Source organism: Mesorhizobium sp. M0768, assembly GCF_040320195.1.
Taxonomy (GTDB): Bacteria; Pseudomonadota; Alphaproteobacteria; order Rhizobiales; family Rhizobiaceae; genus Mesorhizobium.
Window position 1 is genome coordinate 31,901 of the sequence record NZ_JAMYPD010000029.1, and the last position, 16,748, is coordinate 48,648.

At 63.7% G+C, this 16,748-nt stretch carries 14 protein-coding genes and 1 tRNA gene; 7 read left to right on the plus strand and 8 right to left on the minus strand.

Annotated elements, in window-relative coordinates:
- Positions 1 to 119: 119 nt before the first annotated feature.
- Complete coding sequence (locus tag NKI08_RS27195) at positions 120 to 3,851, minus strand: PAS domain S-box protein (protein WP_352773958.1); 3,732 nt, start codon at positions 3,849 to 3,851, stop codon at positions 120 to 122.
- A 253-nt stretch (positions 3,852 to 4,104) separates the two neighbouring features.
- Between NKI08_RS27195 and NKI08_RS27200 the strand changes: the two genes are divergently transcribed.
- Both NKI08_RS27200 and NKI08_RS27205 read left to right on the plus strand, forming a co-directional pair.
- Positions 4,105 to 4,563, plus strand: coding sequence for a phasin (locus tag NKI08_RS27200; protein WP_254819298.1), 459 nt, complete (start codon positions 4,105 to 4,107; stop codon positions 4,561 to 4,563).
- A gap of 339 nt (positions 4,564 to 4,902) precedes the next feature.
- Positions 4,903 to 4,979 (plus strand) — tRNA-His (locus NKI08_RS27205).
- 61 nt (positions 4,980 to 5,040) lie between these two features.
- Here NKI08_RS27205 and NKI08_RS27210 read toward each other — a convergent pair.
- Positions 5,041 to 5,949, minus strand: coding sequence for a LysR family transcriptional regulator (locus NKI08_RS27210; RefSeq protein ID WP_352616690.1), 909 nt, complete (start codon positions 5,947 to 5,949; stop codon positions 5,041 to 5,043).
- Positions 5,950 to 6,086: 137 nt separating this feature from the next.
- Here NKI08_RS27210 and NKI08_RS27215 point away from each other — a divergent pair, with 137 nt between their 5' ends.
- From NKI08_RS27215 to NKI08_RS27230, 4 genes are all read left to right on the plus strand, one after another.
- Positions 6,087 to 6,839, plus strand: a complete 753-nt coding sequence (locus NKI08_RS27215; RefSeq protein ID WP_352616693.1) for an SDR family NAD(P)-dependent oxidoreductase — start codon at positions 6,087 to 6,089, stop codon at positions 6,837 to 6,839.
- A 92-nt stretch (positions 6,840 to 6,931) separates the two neighbouring features.
- A complete protein-coding gene (locus NKI08_RS27220) occupies positions 6,932 to 7,660 on the plus strand; it encodes an SDR family oxidoreductase (RefSeq protein WP_352773961.1) in 729 nt (242 codons plus the stop codon).
- The gene (locus NKI08_RS27225; protein ID WP_352472700.1) at positions 7,660 to 8,004 is read left to right on the plus strand and encodes an Atu4866 domain-containing protein; all 345 of its coding nucleotides are present in this window, start codon (positions 7,660 to 7,662) and stop codon (positions 8,002 to 8,004) included. Before NKI08_RS27220 ends, NKI08_RS27225 begins: the two co-directional genes overlap by 1 nt.
- Positions 8,005 to 8,515: 511 nt before the next feature.
- Positions 8,516 to 8,770, plus strand: coding sequence for a DUF768 domain-containing protein (locus NKI08_RS27230; RefSeq protein ID WP_023719384.1), 255 nt, complete (start codon positions 8,516 to 8,518; stop codon positions 8,768 to 8,770).
- 62 nt (positions 8,771 to 8,832) lie between these two features.
- Here NKI08_RS27230 and NKI08_RS27235 read toward each other — a convergent pair whose 3' ends face one another.
- The 3 genes from NKI08_RS27235 to NKI08_RS27245 form a co-directional block, all read right to left on the minus strand.
- Entirely contained in the window at positions 8,833 to 9,960 is a 1,128-nt protein-coding gene (locus NKI08_RS27235; protein WP_352616697.1) for a DmpA family aminopeptidase, read from the minus strand.
- 28 nt (positions 9,961 to 9,988) lie between these two features.
- Positions 9,989 to 11,554, minus strand: a complete 1,566-nt coding sequence (gene xseA / locus NKI08_RS27240) for an exodeoxyribonuclease VII large subunit (RefSeq protein WP_352541773.1) — start codon at positions 11,552 to 11,554, stop codon at positions 9,989 to 9,991.
- Positions 11,555 to 11,624: 70 nt separating this feature from the next.
- Positions 11,625 to 12,581 (minus strand): LysR substrate-binding domain-containing protein, encoded by a 957-nt coding sequence (locus NKI08_RS27245; protein WP_023680469.1) that lies wholly within the window; start codon positions 12,579 to 12,581, stop codon positions 11,625 to 11,627.
- A 234-nt stretch (positions 12,582 to 12,815) separates the two neighbouring features.
- Between NKI08_RS27245 and NKI08_RS27250 the strand changes: the two genes are divergently transcribed.
- On the plus strand, positions 12,816 to 13,106 hold the full coding sequence (locus tag NKI08_RS27250) for a DUF1127 domain-containing protein (protein ID WP_352616701.1): 291 nt from the start codon (positions 12,816 to 12,818) through the stop codon (positions 13,104 to 13,106).
- A gap of 177 nt (positions 13,107 to 13,283) precedes the next feature.
- Here the strand turns inward: NKI08_RS27250 and NKI08_RS27255 are convergent, their stop codons facing one another.
- From NKI08_RS27255 to NKI08_RS27265, 3 genes are all read right to left on the minus strand, one after another.
- Positions 13,284 to 14,345: a DUF937 domain-containing protein gene (locus NKI08_RS27255; protein WP_352616703.1), complete on the minus strand. Its 1,062-nt coding sequence runs from the start codon at positions 14,343 to 14,345 to the stop codon at positions 13,284 to 13,286.
- Between the two features lie 102 nt (positions 14,346 to 14,447).
- On the minus strand, positions 14,448 to 15,821 hold the full coding sequence (locus tag NKI08_RS27260; protein WP_352773963.1) for a glutamate--cysteine ligase: 1,374 nt from the start codon (positions 15,819 to 15,821) through the stop codon (positions 14,448 to 14,450).
- Between the two features lie 185 nt (positions 15,822 to 16,006).
- Positions 16,007 to 16,741: a 16S rRNA (uracil(1498)-N(3))-methyltransferase gene (locus tag NKI08_RS27265; protein WP_352472734.1), complete on the minus strand. Its 735-nt coding sequence runs from the start codon at positions 16,739 to 16,741 to the stop codon at positions 16,007 to 16,009.
- Positions 16,742 to 16,748 lie beyond the last annotated feature (7 nt).

The window sequence follows — 16,748 nt, forward strand, 5'->3', positions numbered from 1 at the left end:
GGGAGAAATCCCGTTCCTCTTAGCCCCGAGAGGATCTGATTCGCTCAAGCCCCGTTGTGACAGCAATCCTATCATTCAAGGCGTCCTGTTGGACGCCTTTTTTCTTTGCGCAACCATAGCTAACCGGCGAGCACGCGGGTCGAGGGAAAGGCGACTTCGACCAGGGTTCCCTCGCCGGGCGTCGAGTTGATGGTGAACCGGGCCCGGTTCGCTTCGACCATCGCCTTGGTCAGCGGCAGCCCAAGACCCGTGCCGTCGCCACGGCCGCGCTTCAGCGCATTGATCTGCTTGAACGGCTTCAGCGCCTGCTCGATCTCGGACTGGCTCATGCCGATGCCGGTATCGCGCACGCGCATGACGACATCGCCGGAGATCTCGTAAGCCGTCGACACGATCACCTGGCCGCCAGCCTGCGTGTAGCGGACGGCGTTCGACAGGATGTTGAGCGCGATCTGCCGCACGCTGCGCAGATCGGCCACCACTTCCGGCAGCCGCGAGGCGAAGCTGGAGCGGATGATGACGCGTTCCCGGTTGGCTTGCGGCTGCATCATCGCCACGGTTTCGGCCAGTGTGTCGTTAAGCGACACCGCCTCATAGGCCATCTCCTGCTGGCCGGCCTCGATTTTCGAAATGTCGAGCAGGTCGTTGACCAGGTCGAGAACGTGGTTGCCCGAACGGTTGATGTCGCGCAGATAGTCGCGATAACGGTCATTGGCCACCGGCCCGAATTTCTCGTCGACCATCAGCTCGGAAAAGCCGATTATGGCGTTGAGCGGCGTGCGGATCTCGTGGCTGATGCGGGCCAGAAAATCGGTCTTCTGCGACGAAGCGCGTTCGGCGACTGCGCGCGCCTGGGTCAAGTCCTCTTCGGCCCGCTTCCACTGGGTGATATCGCGCACCACCGCACAGAAGCCGCTGTCGTTGGGCAGCCTGCCGATAGTCATGAACAGCGGAATGAAACGCCCCTGCGCCTCGCGCCCGATCACCTCGCGGCCATCGTTCATCACGCTTGCAACGCCGGGCTCCGACAACCCCTCGAGATAGTCACGCGCCGCGCGCTGGCTTTCGATCGCAAACAGCGAGACGAACGGTTTGCCGGTCACCTCGTCGCTGTCGAAGCCGAACAGCGCTTCCGCCGGACGGCTAATTGAACGGATCGTTCCGTTACGGCCGATCAGCACGACGCCGTCGGTGGCGGTGTCGATGATAGTGCGCATTTCGGCAATGCGTGCCTTGAGCTCGGAAACATCCGGCTGCGTTTGGTCTTCGGCGGCGCCATGTGGAATGGCTGCTGCCTCGTCGTCGCCGGAACGACGTACGACCAGCATCAGCGCCTTGCCGTTTCCCCAGGGCACGGAGCGTAAAATCGCATCGATCGGAAACTCCTGACCTTCGCGCGTTTTCAGCCGCAGAGCGCGGTCGCCGCCGTCCGAACTGCCGTCGTCGGCATAAGGGTCGGCAAACAGCGCGCCGAGCCCGCCGGCCTCGTCCAGGGAATTGAGCGTCGCATAGCCGGTCAAGCCGAGGAATTCGTCGTTCGCGTAATGCAGCTGATCGCCGGAATGGATAAGCACCGGCACTGGCAGCTTGCCGAGGATCGAGGTATCCGGCCCCGTGTTGTCCTCTCCGGCAAACGCCGACGGCACGAAGCCGTCGAGTTTGAGCGGTGGTGCCTGCGGCCGCTCGACGGGCGGCACCTGGCCGGCAGCATCGGCTGCGGCTGCGCTGTCCTCGGACCAATCCTCGCTGTCCTCGGCGTCACGGAAGTCTTCGGCCGTCATGCTGTCGTCGTCGCCATCCCGCGGCGCTTCGGCGACGATCGTTCGACGGTTCGTGCTGGGCTCAACGCCTTCCTGCGCCTCATCGCTGGGTTCGCGGTCGGCATAGTCGAGCAGCGATCCGGAAACAGGGCGTGTGACGGGTTCGCCGGCTTGCGCCTCTGCTTCCGCCTCATCCGGCTGCTCGCCGTCAAGTCGGGCGAGGTCCTTCTGGTCCTCGGCATCGGCCTCGGGCGGTTCGGCGGCAGCCGCCTCGCTTTCCGGACCTTGCGCCGGCATCTCACCCTTGTCCGCCAGCCCGGCTTCTTTCAGCTTTGGCTCGTCGGCCTTGCCGGCTGCCTCGACTTTCTCAACCGGCTTCTGCTTTCCGGCGCTGGGCTGCTCTTCGGCCGGGGTGCTGTCCTTCTTGAGACGCTCGCCAATCTCGCGAAACGCGCTGCGTTCCAGCGTCGACAGGCCCTTGTCGTTGGCCGGCTGCCGGTGCTCGGCCAGCCGGATCACCTTGTCGGCAAAGCGCCGCTCGGGTTTTGGCACGATGGTCAATGCCGGCACTTCGCCCCTGAACGGATCGGCGGGTTTAGGTGTCTCGGGGAGAGGTTCGACGGCTTTCGGCCCGATGGTCGCGGCAGGTTTCTCCTCGGCGACAAGGGCCATGCCGACGGCATCCGGATCGACCACCGCATCGCCGCTCCTGGCCACGCCGAAACCGCGAAAACCTTCGAAAACGCGGCTGCGGCTGTAAACCGGGAGCGCCGCCAGATCGACGGGTATCTTCAGATCGGTGCCGGCGACCGGCCACAGCACGGAGCGGCCGGACCAGGTGTCGCGCCGTTCGAGCAGGCCGGCAATCTCGCCAGAAGCATCGAGGCCATAGGCGGCCGAAACATCCTCGAAGCGGCGGCCGATCACGTCGGCGGCAGGCTTGCCGACGAGCTCGGCAAATTCCGGCGACAGGGCGCTGAAATGGCCCTCCGCGTCGGTACGCCAGACGAAACGCATGGGCGCGGCGGTGCGATCGATCGCCGAAGCGCGGTGTTCGGCCGGGGAGGCGGCTTTGGTGGCTTTTGCGGCGCTTTCCGGCGAAGTATCCGCGCTGGCTGGGGTCTCGACTTCGCCGGACACAGCTGCCCCGGGCGGGACCTGCGTGTCGTCGCCGGCATTGAAGTACCAATGGTCATGCTGCGTCGGCGTTTCGCCAACCGTGCGGTGATCGTCGGCCGCGTCGGCAGGTTCGTGCTCCGCCGATGCTGAGGTGCCTTCCATCGCTGCAAGGTCGATCTCCGCCGCGCCGCTGCTGGCGATCGGCTGCTCGTTGTCCTGGTCCGTTGGCTGGGGAAGATCGCCACCGCTCGGTGCCGCTGCCGCCTCGGTTTCCCCGCCGGCGCGTTCGCCATCGGGAGCCTCGCCGTCAAGCCGGTCCTCGTCGATCACCACCAGCAGGTGCCGCTCTTCCGTCAGCCGGGCAAGGCCCGCGGGATAGGAGCTGGACCCACCCGGAACCAGGCGCTTGACGATGCGGTCGCTCTCGTTCGCCACGTCGGCGACAAGCGCGGCCAGCGTCTCAGGCCGGATGCCGAGCGCCGAAAAGCCGTCCGATGCGGCGTCGATATTGCCCTTGGCATCGACAAAGGCGATGTAGTGGCCGTCTTCCGTAAAGCCACCGATGGCGCGGTCGGCGATCTCGGCCGCGCTGCGCGAGCCGGTCTGCGCCGCCGGCAGCGCCAGCATGATTGCTTCCTCGCCATCGGGCATGGTCACCGCGCTGGCCAGGAAACCGACGGCGCGGCTGGTCAGGCCGGTCGCCAGCCGGACCGTGATGGCACGGTCGCGGCCGATCTGCGGAAAACCGCTGGTTGCCATGATCTGGCGCCGGGCGATCAGCGGCAACCCTGCCGAGGCGCCGATGATAGCGCCGATGTCCGGATAGCCGAATACCGCCGCGCCGGGCCCGTTGGCCCAGATCACCTGCTCGAGATCTGCCGACAGAATGGCGATCGCGTCGCCTGCGGCGAAGCGCAGGCGGACGGCGTCGAGCACGGCGACGTCAAGGAAGGAGTAGTTTTCAGCCGGCATGCGCTTGGCGACCCTCACAGAGCGGGCAATTTGCGGTTAACGCTTTGTTAATAAAAGCCGACGGCGCGAAGGTCCACAAGTCATAGCGTGCAACCAGCGGAATCTCTAGGCGCGTGGTTAACGCCGCGAACCAAATATTTTATGGTGCGATGCAACAGATATGTTGCAATGCACAAAATTTGCCTTTATATTGCCATGATAGATGAACGAGACGGCATTTTGTCAAAGCCGCTGCCGCTGAAAAGGATGGAAAATGTCCAGGACCAAGACCGCTGAAACGATCGAAAACGTTGAATTCCCGAGCTTCGACGCTTCGAAGGCCACCGACCAGATCCGTGCCTTCGCCGAAAAGGGCGTTGAGCAGTCGAAAGAGGCCTACGCCAAGCTGAAGACCGGCGCCGAGGAGACCCAGAAGGCTCTGGAGTCGACCTATGAGACCGCCAAGTCCGTTTCCAGCGACCTGTCGCTCAAGACCATCGCCGCCCTGCGCGCCAATGCCGAAGCCGGCTTCTCGCATTTCGAAGCGCTGATCGGCGCCAAGTCGCTGTCGGAAGTCGTCGAGTTGCAGACCGCTTTCCTGCGCAAGCGCGTCGAAATGACCGTCGAGCAGGCTAAGGACTTCCAGGCGGTTGCTGCCAAGGCGGCCGAGGACGTATCCAAGCCGATCAAGACCGCCTTCGAGAAGGCCGTGAAAGAAATCAAGATCGCCTAATATTTGCGCACAGTTTGACGATGCATCAAAAGGTCGCATTTCGTCAGACAAATAGATGTGCGATATAGTCGTTCAAGTGAATACCCGGCGGGTGGAACCTCCTCCCTCTGCTCACCGGGGTGACCAGCCAGCACCTCCTCCCGCTGGCTCGTAACAGGAAAAGGCCGGCACCTCCTCCCGCCGGCCTTTTCTTTTGTCCGGCGGAAAATGACTCGATGCCGGAGCGAGCTTTTGCCTTGCCAAAAGCCTTGAATTAAACTCCGATAGCCCGTATGGACGCATCGCCGAACGACAGAGCGGGTCCCGAACGTTTCATCTCGATCCCGCTCAGGCAAACGTGCCGTTGTAGCTCAGATGGTTAGAGCGCCGGATTGTGGATCCGGAGGTCGCTGGTTCGATCCCAGCCAACGGTACCATTCAGCTTTCAGCCAGGTTTCTGACCAATAGCGCCGAGCGTTCACTACGATCCCGTAGCGCTCACCCGCGGTCCCGCGCCTGACGCGCGCCGCGCAGGTGATCCACGAGGGCTCTCAGCTTCGGCGCGATATTTCGTCGGCTTGGGAAATAGAGATAGAAACCCGCAAACGGCGGAAGATAGCCGTCGAGGATTGGCACGAGCTCGCCGCGGTCGAGCCAGGGGCGGAATGTATCGGCCATGCCGAACGTGATCCCGGCGCCCGCAACGGCCAGCCGGATCATCAGCCACATGTCGTTGGTCGTGATCTCGGGCGCGACTGCCACGTCGAACTCGCGCCCGTCCTCGCCGAACTCCCAGCGATAGGGCGAAACTCCCGGCGCCGGCCGCCAGCCGATGCATCGACGTGCCACAAGCTCGCGCGGATGGGCGGGTGCTCCGAACTTTTCGAGATAGCGCGGGGCGCAGACGGCCATCTGTCGCTGATCGCCCGATACCGGCACGGCAATCATGTCCTGCTCGATCACTTCGCCGAGCCTCACTCCCGCATCATAGCCTTCGGCAACGATGTCGAATTCCTCGTCGGTGACCACAATATCCAGATGCACCTCGGGAAATCTTTCTGCAAAGGACGCCAGCAATGGTCCTGACAGAAAGGCCTCTGCGATAGACGAAACCGCGATCCGCAGGCGGCCGCGCGGGCGGTCCAGCAACTCCGTGGTGGCTTCGATTGCCGCGTTCACGTCGGCGATCGCCGGTGCGACGCTCGCCAGCAGGCGCTCGCCCGCTTCGGTCAGGTTGACGCTGCGTGTCGTGCGCTGCAGCAATGCGATGCCAAGGCGCTGTTCAAGCCTGAGGATGCTCTGGCTGACCGCTGAGCGCGTCACGCCCAACCGGTCTGCCGCAGCGCGAAAATTGCGTTCCTCGGCCACGGTGACGAAGACGGCAATTGCATTGAGATCGATGTCCATTGGTTAGCCAAACTTACCATAGAGATTAACGGCGGGCGGCTTATCGCGACAATGCCATGGCTCTATCTCTGTCGCAACGGCAAGAAAGGCTTGATCCCCCGATCCAGGTCGATGCCGGCTGACCAAGGAGATACCCCATGACATCACTGCCTTCCTCCTGGAACCTGGATGGAAAGGTCGCTCTCGTGACCGGCGCGGCACGCGGAATCGGTCGTTGCACGGCGGAGCTGCTGCGTGCGCGCGGGGCCCGGATCGTGGCAAGCGATCTCAGCGACAGCGTACGCGAATTGGAAGCCGAGGATGTGGCAACGCTGGTCGGCGATGTCGCCGACGAGGACCTGGCCAGACGCTCGGTCGAACTCGCCGCGAAGCGCTTCGGACGACTGGATATCGTCGTGAACAATGCCGGTCGCACGCTCAACAAACGACTGACTGAGACCTCGGTCGACGACTATGACCGCATTCTGCAGATCAACGCGCGCGGCAGCTTCGTCACTGCCCGTGCCGCTGTGGAACTGATGGCCGCCGGCGGTGGCGGCGCGATCGTCAATGTCTCGTCGATCTCGGCGGTTGCGGCCTTCGAGACGCAGGCGGCCTATGCCTCGTCCAAGGCGGCTGTCGCACAGCTGACCAAGGTGATCGCGATCGAATACGGGCGCATGGGCATTCGCTGCAACGCCGTTGCCCCTGGCGTGATCGAAACCGACATCATGGAAGGCGTGGTGGAGAATGGCCGGGAGATGCTGCGCAGCTTCGGCGGCGCGCATCCAATCGGCCGGATCGGCCAGCCGCAAGAAGTTGCCGAGGCCATCGCCTTTCTTGCCTCGCCGGCGTCCAGCTTCATCACCGGGGCCTTGCTTCTGGTCGATGGCGGCTACACCGCCCAGTGAGCCCCCCAATAGGGCCGGCGCGCCGCGGGAGCTCACCCGCACCCAATCCCTTCACATCGTGAAAATAATCACAGACCAAAAGGATCATCTCGATGACCATGAACAGAGTTGTTCTGATCACCGGTGCCTCCAGCGGCATCGGCGCTGGCATTGCCCGCGAGCTTGGCGCGGCAGGTGCGAAGCTGATGCTCGGCGCACGCCGCACCGACCGCCTTGAAGCGCTTGCGGCCGAAATCGAGGCATCTGGTGGAACGGTTCGCGTGCGAGCGCTCGACGTCACCAGGAGGGCGGATGTCGCAGCATTCGCCGACGCAGCCCGGGCCGAATGGGGCCAGGTCGATGTCATCGTCAACAATGCGGGCGTCATGCCGCTGTCGGCCATGGCAGCCATGAAGGTCGACGAGTGGGAGCTGATGGTGGACGTCAACATCAAGGGTGTTCTGTACGGCGTCGCGGCGGTTCTGCCCGAGATGACGGCACGCGGCTCCGGTCACATCATCAATATCGGTTCCATTGGCGCACTGGCCGTCTCGCCCACGGCTGCCGTCTATTGCGCAACGAAATACGCTGTCCGCGCGATTTCCGATGGGCTCCGCCAGGAGAGTGACGATATCCGCGTAACCTGCATTCATCCTGGCGTGGTGGAAAGCGAGCTGGCGAACACGATCTCCGACGAAGCCGCTGCCGCCGCCATGAAAAGCTGGCGTGCTATTGCACTGAAACCCGATGCCGTCGCCAGGGCAGTGCGCTATGCAATCGAACAGCCCGACGATGTCGACGTCAACGAGATAGTCGTGCGTCCGACGAAGGCGGCGCATTGATGCGATCCACTTTGGCCGCAGTGCTTACGGGTATTGCCGTTGCTGTAGCTCCAACCGGCCTGACCCTTCCTGCAACTCCAATCCTTGCGGAGGAACCAATGACGCACCAAGCTCATCCCTATGTCGGAATGTGGGTCACCGAGGATCGCCATATCAGGCACGAACTCCTGGCGAACGGCCGTTATGACGAAGCGCGCGGTGACCGCGAAAGCGCCTACCGGGGACGCTATGAAGTGCACGGCAACCACATAGAATACTGGGACGATACGGGCTTCACCGCGGATGGTGAGTTCGTCGAAGGCGTCCTCTATCATGCCGGCATGATCCTTTACCGCCAGCGGTAGAGAGCCACCCTGAGACAAGCACTTCAGGGTTTCCACAAGACGCTATTGCATGCCTTGCATGAGGCGCTCGGCAGCTTGCACGGCAAGGCCCGTCACACCACATATCTCCCAGCAAGCGCGGCGGAAAGAAGCAGGACCGCAAGCAGAGTCGACATTGCAAATGGTTATCACTATATAGCGGCGGCTTTGACGGCTCGCCTCTTACATGGTGCCGGCGAGAGCGCGGTAAATGTGCTAGTCATTGCGACATCTATTGTGATCTAAAACGGCTTGAAAACCGACAAAAAGCAAATAGAAACAATAGCGCGGGTCGAACGAGTTTCCTCGAGAGAATCAGTCCTCAAGAACTAGAACGTGCTCCTTGAACCCTCCATTCCCTTCGGCTCTGTGGACCTCGGACAAGTTCGGCTTGCCGGGCGAAGCCGACTCGGCTCGAATGGCAGCACGCATCTTTTCGAAGATGCCGACGTTTATGATTACCAACCGGCATAGCCGCTAGGGAAACAGCAGTATGAGTGAACACGCAATCGAGTTCTTGCGCGGGTGGATTGGCGAAAAAGTCCACTGCCAGCCCTCGCCAGCCAGGATCGAGAAGCAGGCCGAGACCCTCGCCAGGGAATGTGCGGCCAAGGCCGCCGAAGCCGGCATACCCCTGGAGGATATCCAGGAAGAGGTCGGCGACATTCAGGAGCTCATTGCTTCGAGGCTCGAAGAGGCGGCCGAGGCCGACCAGGACGAGCAGAATTCCAACAAGCCTGCCGGCTGACGGACCGCCCCCCGGCAAAACCTGCCGGGCGAACATTGCCTGTCTGATGCAGTTGCGCGGTCTTATCGCCGCGCAGCTTTGCCAAATCTCTCCTCGAGCCATGCTTCCGGCAACGCTGGCACGAAATTGTCGTCGCGCCCGGTCATGTCTTCATTGGCGACCAGAGCATTGAGGATTGCCTCTTCCACGCTCTGAACGACGGCGTCGAAGAACGGGTTGATGTCGGCATCCGGTATATAGCCGGCGCTGACCAGCTTGCCGGCCGCGCCGCGCGCCGCATCGGCATTGGCCGTGCTGAAGGCCAGAAAAATATCGCCGGATGAATTGTATCCATAGCCGCCGGTCAGCGCGACGCCGAGCGGCAGGCGTTTCGCCAGCCGTTTCAACTGGTGCGGCATGAATGGCGCGTCGGTGGCGACGATCGCGATGATCGAGCTCTTTTCCGCTCGCGGCGTGTTGTCCCGGGTCGCCGGTTCGGCGAGTTCCGCTCCGGCTCTGATGCCACGGATCACGAGGTTCCGCCGTGCACCGAAATTCGACTGGACGAAGCAGCCGATCGTGAAACGCTCTCCATTCCAGTCGACGCTGCGCGAGGATGTGCCGGACCCTGCCTTGAAGCCGAAGGTGATCATGCCTGCGCCGCCGCCGACGCTGCCCTCTTCGATCGGCCCGCTTTCAGCCGTTTCGAGCGCGGAAAACACGTGCTCGAAGCTCACATGGTGGCCGTTGATATCGTTCAGGAAGCCGTCGTAAGTCTCGCCCGCCACCGGCAGCGCCCAGGCGCTGTCGAGCGATTGCGGCAGCACCGCCTGCATCCAGCGCAACGTTGCGTCGCGGCTGACGCCGCAGGAATGCGTGTTGGTGATGGTGATGGGAAGATTGAACGCTCCAAGTTCCTCTATCAGATGCGAGCCGGTCAGTTCGCCATTGCCATTGGCGCTGAACATCCCGGCGAACGCCGGGACGGCCAACTCGCCTCTGGGCCGTGGCAGGATCGCGGTCACGCCGGTGCGTACCGGACCCTTGCCGACGACGAGCGGCCCATCCCCTGAGATCAGTGTCGTATAGCCCACCGTCACGCCAGGCACATCGGTGATGGCGTTGAAGCGGCCCGGCGTTCCATCGAATGGGATCGCGAAGGCGCGGGCGCGCAGTTTGCCCGAGGGCATTGCAAGGTGCGGGTCGGTCATTTCACCCTCAAAGAAGTCTTGGTCACCCTCAGAAGAGCGAACCTTGGCCGCCCGGCGCCTTGAGCTTGGCCGCGGGCTTCGCAACCGTCTTCGGCCGCATCGTGCCACTGATGGCGACTGCATCGGCGGTGCCGTCGGCGAACTCCAGTGAAAGCGCCATCCCCGACACAACTTCTGCCGCGTGCTTGACCACGGCGCCGTCCACATCCTTGACCAGCGCGAAGCCTCGCGCCAGCACGGCCTTGTGCGAGAGCGTCGCCAGCAGCCGGTCGGCCTGCGTCAGTTTTCCACGCAGGCGGTCCAGCCGTCTTGAAATCGCCTGGTCCTGCCGCCGTGTCAGTGCCAGCAGTGCATCGCCTTGCAGTTTCTGCCGTCTGGCGATGGGCGCCGGTGACAGTCTGGTCGCCGTGCGTGAAAGCCGCGCCCGACGCTCGCGCACGATGGCGAAGAAAGCCGCTTGCGCACGGGCGAGGTCGCGGCGGGTCAGCGTGCGGGCTTCGTTCATGCGCCGCGACAAGGTCGCCGGCGTCAGCCGCTGCCCCAGAAGCCTGGCTCGCTTGCGCTCGACGCTGACCGACAGCGCCCGGCCGAGCCGGCTCGTCGCCTCGTCGAAGCGCCGCCGCGGCAGCGCCAGCAACTGGTCGGGCGAGGGCAGCGCCCGGGCGGCCGCGCGTGCCGCCTGCCGCTTGCGTTCGAAATTGCGCGACAGTGCGGTCTTCAACCGCGCGCCAAGGCCGGCAAGCGTCGCTTCGAGGTCGACCTTGACCGGCACGGCGATCTCGGCGGCGCCTGTCGGCGTCGGCGCCCGCACATCCGCAGCCAGATCGATCAATGTCCAGTCGGTCTCGTGGCCGACCGCGGAAATCACCGGAATACCCGAAGCGGCGACGGCCCGGGCGAGCGCTTCGTCGTTGAAGCCCCACAGATCCTCCAGGCTGCCGCCGCCGCGTGCCACGATCAACAGATCGGGCCGCGCGATGGCGCCGTCCCATGGCAGTGCGTTGAAGCCGTTGACGGCAGCGGTCACTTCCGCACCCGCCGTCTCGCCCTGCACCCGCACCGGCCAGACCAGCACGTGCAGTGGAAACCGATCCTTGATGCGGTGGATGATGTCGCGGATGACGGCGCCTGTCGGCGAGGTGACGACGCCGATGACGCAGGGCATGAACGGCAGCCTGCGCTTGCGCGCCGCATCGAACAGGCCTTCGGCCTGCAGCCGGCGCTTGCGCTCGTCCAGCAGCGCCATCAGCGCACCGGCACCGGCCGGCTCGAGATTGTCGATAACGATCTGGTAGTTCGACTTTCCGGGATAGGTGGTGAGCCGGCCGGTGGCGATCACCTCCATGCCTTCCTCCGGACGGAATTTCAGCCGGCTCATTGTGGTCTTCCACACCACGGCGTCGAGCCGCGCGCGATCGTCCTTCAGGCAGAAATAGGCATGGCCGGAGGAATGCGGTCCGCGATAGCCGGAAATCTCGCCGCGCACCCGTACATTGCCGAAGAGGTCCTCGACCGTACGCTTCAGCGCGCCGGAAATCTCGCTCACCGTATATTCGGTAGCGTTGGTGCGTGATTCGGATGCTGCGTCGCTCATCGGCCGATTGGGGGACGATTGCTGGCCGGCGTCAAGGCGGCCGTGTTCGATGTCCGCCCCAATCGCGCGATCACCAGCCCGGCAGGATCTGGTTCGGCTTGGTCCGCTTCATCTTGGCGAAGGCGAGGGCGGCGAAGTCGAACGTGCCGGTCTCCTCGCCGAGTGGCACGGAAATATTGTCGAGGCTCTCCGAAATGTGGCGCGCAAGCGCGTCGACGATCTCCGGCCGCGAGGTCTGACCGCGCATGATGCCGATGCGGCAATCGGGCAGGGCGCCGAAACCATCGGCCTCGCCCAGCACCCGCATGCCGGGCCGCAGGGCGCATTCCGGCAGCACCGAGATCGCCAGGCCGGAAAGCACCGCGGCGGCGATGACGGTGGCAGAGAAGCTGGTGAACAGGATGCGATAGTCGCGGCTCTGCTGATCGAGCACGTCGGCGGCGGCCCGCCGCCAGATGCAGTTCGGCCGGCCGAAGGCCATCGGCAGGATCGGCTGCTCATGCGTCGCATGGTTGGCCGAGGTAACCCACAGCAGCGGTTCGCGCCGCACCACTTCCGACTGGCCGCGCGCGTCGTTGTGCGTCACCAGCGCCAGGTCGAGATTGCCTCGCTTGATGTGTTCGACCAGTCCCGGCGTCGGTTCGCAGATAACGGTCAGTTCGACATGCGGGTTGGAACGGGCAAACCGCGCCATGATCTCTGGCAAGAAGCGATCGGCATAATCGTCCGGCGTGCCGATGCGGATGGTGCCTTCGAGCCGGCGGTCGTCGAAGGCGGCCAGTGTTTCCTTGTTGAGATAGAGCAGCCGCCTTGCGTAGGAGAGCAGTCTGTCGCCTTCCTCGGTCAGCCTGTTGGTGCGGCCGTCTTTTTCGAACAGCGGCTTGCCGATCCGTTCCTCCAGCCGCCGCATCTGCATCGACACCGCAGACTGGGTCCGATGCACCGCTTCCGCCGCGCGGGTAAAGCTGCCGGTGTCGACAATCGAGATGAAGGTCTGCAACTGATCGAGATCGAGCGGCGCTTTCATTGGCCTAATCCATCATTGATGCTGATGCTAAAGATTAGAAACATTCGTTGGATTAATCAATCGCGCCATGGCAAATTCCGATTGTCCACATGAAGCGAATGCATGTCGCCCAAAAGTGGGCACCGGTTTTGGGGCGACGACATGCATCATCTTAGATGAATCGAAGCCGGAATGGCCGCTGTCGCCAGCGCCCGATCGACCGGTTTCGCCCGTTCGAATGTGAAGGAGACCGACATGGCTACGTTTGATTTCGCTACCGAGACCTCGCGCATCACCTCGCGTCCGGCCGTTGCGACGCGCGTGGCCAATGCCGCTGCCAATGTTTACCGCGCCTGGAAAAACCGCCGCGCCTTTTATCGCCTCGGCGAGATGTCGGATGCCGAGCTCGCCGACATCGGCCTGACCCGCGCCGACCTGCACGTCGCTGTCGGTGTACCCTTTGGCCGCGATCCGACAGAGAGGCTTCGCGTCATCGCGGTCGAGCGCGCCGAAACGATCGAGGATATTGCCCGCAAGGTCGTGTGATCGCGTGGGTTTCGCCGTTCGGGCGCGTTGAACCTTTTTGAGGCACGACGCCACCAAGTTACGCAGGCTCCCCACTCCCTGCCGGATCCCCCCCGGCCAGCCTGCGCGCTGCCCGGTCCTCCCAGGACCGGGCTTTCTTTTTTGGGCGGCACTGATGATTGGTTGCCGGTATCTGGTCTAGCGCCGGCCCATGCCCTGCTTGAACTGGTCGAAGATCGACTCCATGCCTTTCTGGTAGTCGTCGCGCTGCTGGGCGCCTGTCTCGAACATCTTGCCGAACAGGTCGTCAAACGGATTTCTCGGCCTGCCGCTCGGATTGGCCTGCGGCTGCGGCGCCTGGGGTTGCTGCGGCGCCTGACGCGGCTGAGACTGCGGTGCGCCACCGCCGAACATGTCCTGCAGTACCTTGCCGAGCGGATTGTCACCATAAGGGTTCTGTGTTTGCTGGGGTTGGTTCTGCGGCTGCTGTGGCTGTGGTGCACCGCCGCCGAACATATCCTGCAGCACCTTGCCGAGCGGATTGTCACCATAAGGGTTCTGCGTCTGCTGCGGCCGGCTTTGCGGCTGCTGCCCGCCGCCGAACATGTCCTGCAGCACTTTGCCCAGCGGGTTGTCGCCGTAAGGGCTCTGCGTCTGTTGCGGCTGCTGTGCGCCGCCGAACATGTCCTGCAACACCTTGCCGAGCGGGTTATCCGTGGGGCCTGCAGGCTGAGGGGCCGGCACCTGGCCGCCGCCGCCCGCCTGCCGCATCATCTGCTCGATGAGCTCGCCAAGCGGATTACCGCCACCGCCTGCCGCATGCATCTGCCCGCCTAGCTGGTTGGTGGTCTGCTTGAACAGCCCGCCCATCATCATCGAGGCGATTGCCGGCAGCATCTGCTGCAACACCTGCTGGCTGACGCCGCTCGCCTGCGCGGCCTGGTTGGCGACGGCCCGCGACAGGTCCTTCGAGCCGAACAAATGGCCGAGAATGCCGTTGCCTTCATTGAGGCCCTGCGGCGAGAAGGCCCGGCTTGCATCGTCGAAATATTTGGCGTGCTGGCCGCTGGCCATCGCCGTCATGAAGGAGCCGAGCCCGTAAGGGTCCGCCGTGTTGCGCTTCAGCCCCTGCGAAAAGGCCGGCAGCAGCGCCGCGACCGCCGCCTGCGTCTGTTGCTGCGAAAGCCCGAACTGCTGGGCCAGCGCCTGCATGCCGTTGCCGTTCTGGGCCTGCGCCAGAATATCGAACAAGGAAGGCATTGATTTCTCCTCCGGGAAAATCCTCGTTGGAGAAGCCTAGTTCGTTTCCATCACCGATTGAAGCGAATTTGCCGGACCATCGGCCAAGCGGATAGCGAAGCGTTAATACGCGTATTCCATGAACACCGGCTCGATCGAGCCGCCCCAGCGTGTGTGGTAGGCCGAGAGCATCTCTTCGGCGCTGGTGGTGCCGCGCGCGACGACCTCGTCCAGCGTGTTGAGGAACGAGGTCTCGTCATAGCCGTCGCGGTTCTTGCGGCCGCGGTTCTTCAGTCCCATGCGCGAGATGACGAGCACGTCGCGGGCGATCTCGCGCAATGTCGTGTTGCGGAAGGGCGCCGAGATGCCCTGTTCCGGCACCGCGTTGCGCATTGCCAGCACTTCGTCGTAGCTCCAGCTCGAGGTCAGCGCCTCGGCCGCGTCGAGCGCAGCCGCATCGTAGAGCAGCCCGACCCAGAAGGCCGGCAGCGCGCAGATGCGCCGCCACGGCCCGCCATCGGCGCCGCGCATTTCGAGAAAGCGCTTCAGCCGCACGTCGGGAAACAGCGTTGACAGATGGTTCGCCCAGTCGCCCATCGTCGGCAGCCCGTCCGGCAGGTCGTTGCGGGCAGCACCCGCCATGAACTGGCGGAAGGTGATGTGCGTCATGTCATGGTACTGGGCGTCGCGGATGACGAAATACATCGGCACGTCGAGCGCCCATTCGACATAATCGGCAAAGCCGAAATCGGGCGAGAAGCAGAATTCGAGCAGGCCGGAGCGCTGATTGTCGGTGTCGCGCCAGATCTCGCCGCGCCAGCTCTGCAGGCCGTTCGGCCGGCTTTCGGTGAAGGGCGAGTTGGCAAACAGCGCCGTCGACAGCGGCTGCAGCTTCAGCGACACCTGCATCTTGCGGCGCATGTCGGCTTCGCTTTCGAAGTCGAGGTTCACCTGGATCGTGCAGGTCCGGTACATCATGTCGAGACCTTTGGTGCCGACCTTGGGCATGTAGCGGGTCATGATCTCGTAGCGCGATTTCGGCATCTTCGGCGTCTCGGCCAGTGACCATTTCGGGCTGCCGCCAAGGCCGAGAAAACGAATGCCCATCGGTTCGGCGATCTCGCGCACCTGCGCCAGATGCGCATTGCCTTCGCGGCAGGTCTGGTGGATCGTCTCCAGCGGCGCGCCGGACAGCTCGAACTGGCCGCCGGGCTCCAGCGAGATCGCGCCCTGGCCGGTCGGCTCGACCAGGCCGATGATGCGGCCGGCATCCATGATCGGGTCCCAGCCGAGTTTGTCCTGCATGCCTTCGAGGATGGCGCGGATGCCGCGCTCGCCGCCATAGGGCACCGGCGCATTGCCGTCGACATAGAACGGGAATTTCTCGTGCTCGGTGCCGATGCGCCATTTGTCGCGCGGCTTGTTGCCTTCGGCCAGATGCTCGACGAGTTCGTCGACGCTTTCTATCGGCCGGAAGTCGGTTGTATCGCGCGCCATAGGAGCCCTCCGCACATGACCCTGAAAATCGGCTTCGATTTTCGGAAGGGATCAGGTGCCCAATCAAATGCTACAGCGTCCTTTACGCGCCCGAAAGGACACGCGGCCACTGCCGGCGCTAGATGGACGAAATGTCAGTAGCCGATCAAGCGAAAAATCCTGAGCCAGCGGGTAATTGGAATTGATCACCAATCGCCGATTGTCGCCTGGATCAGCGCCAGTGCCGCCACCGCCGCCGTATCCGCTCGCAGGATGCGCGGCCCGAGCGGAATCGCGGTAACGAAAGGCAGCGCTCTCAGCATCTTGCGTTCCTCGTCGGAAAAGCCGCCCTCCGGTCCGACCAGCAGACCGAGCTTTCTCTCCCGCACCACCTGCAATGCCGGCAGGGGATTGTTGGTCGATGCATCCTCGTCGCAGAAGATCAGCCGCCGCTCCCGGTCCCAGCCTGCCAGCAGGCGTTCGAATTTTTCCGCTTCGCGCAGCTCCGGCACCGCCAATATGCCGCATTGCTCGGCCGCCTCGACGACATTGGCGCGCAGGCGCTCGATGCCGGGTTTTGCCACTTGTGTATGCTGGGTGATGACCGGCTGCAGGATGCCGGCGCCCATCTCCACCGCCTTTTGCACGAGGTAGTCGAGCCGCCCTTGCTTCAGTGGCGCGAAGCAATAGACGAGATCGGGCAACGGCGGCTGCGGCCGCTGCAATGCCAGCAACTTCAGGCGCAACGCCTTCTTCGACTTCGCCGCGATCGCCGCCGACCATTCGCCGTCGCGCCCGTTGAAGACCAGAATTTCGGCGCCTTCGCCGAGCCGCAGCACGTGCGAGAGATAATGGCTCTGCTGCGGGCCGACGTCGAACTCGATGTCCGGTCCAAGCCCGTCCGGCACGAACAGCCGCTGCATCTTGTAATTGGCGCGCATCGCCGAG

What these genes read in the sequence shown, in the direction of transcription:
- NKI08_RS27215 (WP_352616693.1), top strand. Translation starts at nt 6,087, where the DNA reads ATGACATCACTGCCTTCCTCCTGGAACCTGGATGGAAAGGTCGCTCTC.
- NKI08_RS27210 (WP_352616690.1), bottom strand. Translation starts at nt 5,949, where the DNA reads ATGGACATCGATCTCAATGCAATTGCCGTCTTCGTCACCGTGGCCGAG.
- NKI08_RS27255 (WP_352616703.1), bottom strand. Translation starts at nt 14,345, where the DNA reads ATGCCTTCCTTGTTCGATATTCTGGCGCAGGCCCAGAACGGCAACGGC.
- NKI08_RS27245 (WP_023680469.1), bottom strand. Translation starts at nt 12,581, where the DNA reads ATGAAAGCGCCGCTCGATCTCGATCAGTTGCAGACCTTCATCTCGATT.
- NKI08_RS27220 (WP_352773961.1), top strand. Translation starts at nt 6,932, where the DNA reads ATGACCATGAACAGAGTTGTTCTGATCACCGGTGCCTCCAGCGGCATC.
- NKI08_RS27200 (WP_254819298.1), top strand. Translation starts at nt 4,105, where the DNA reads ATGTCCAGGACCAAGACCGCTGAAACGATCGAAAACGTTGAATTCCCG.
- NKI08_RS27235 (WP_352616697.1), bottom strand. Translation starts at nt 9,960, where the DNA reads ATGACCGACCCGCACCTTGCAATGCCCTCGGGCAAACTGCGCGCCCGC.
- NKI08_RS27250 (WP_352616701.1), top strand. Translation starts at nt 12,816, where the DNA reads ATGGCTACGTTTGATTTCGCTACCGAGACCTCGCGCATCACCTCGCGT.
- NKI08_RS27260 (WP_352773963.1), bottom strand. Translation starts at nt 15,821, where the DNA reads ATGGCGCGCGATACAACCGACTTCCGGCCGATAGAAAGCGTCGACGAA.
- NKI08_RS27265 (WP_352472734.1), bottom strand. Translation starts at nt 16,741, where the DNA reads ATGCGCGCCAATTACAAGATGCAGCGGCTGTTCGTGCCGGACGGGCTT.
- NKI08_RS27195 (WP_352773958.1), bottom strand. Translation starts at nt 3,851, where the DNA reads ATGCCGGCTGAAAACTACTCCTTCCTTGACGTCGCCGTGCTCGACGCC.
- NKI08_RS27230 (WP_023719384.1), top strand. Translation starts at nt 8,516, where the DNA reads ATGAGTGAACACGCAATCGAGTTCTTGCGCGGGTGGATTGGCGAAAAA.
- NKI08_RS27225 (WP_352472700.1), top strand. Translation starts at nt 7,660, where the DNA reads ATGCGATCCACTTTGGCCGCAGTGCTTACGGGTATTGCCGTTGCTGTA.
- xseA (WP_352541773.1), bottom strand. Translation starts at nt 11,554, where the DNA reads ATGAGCGACGCAGCATCCGAATCACGCACCAACGCTACCGAATATACG.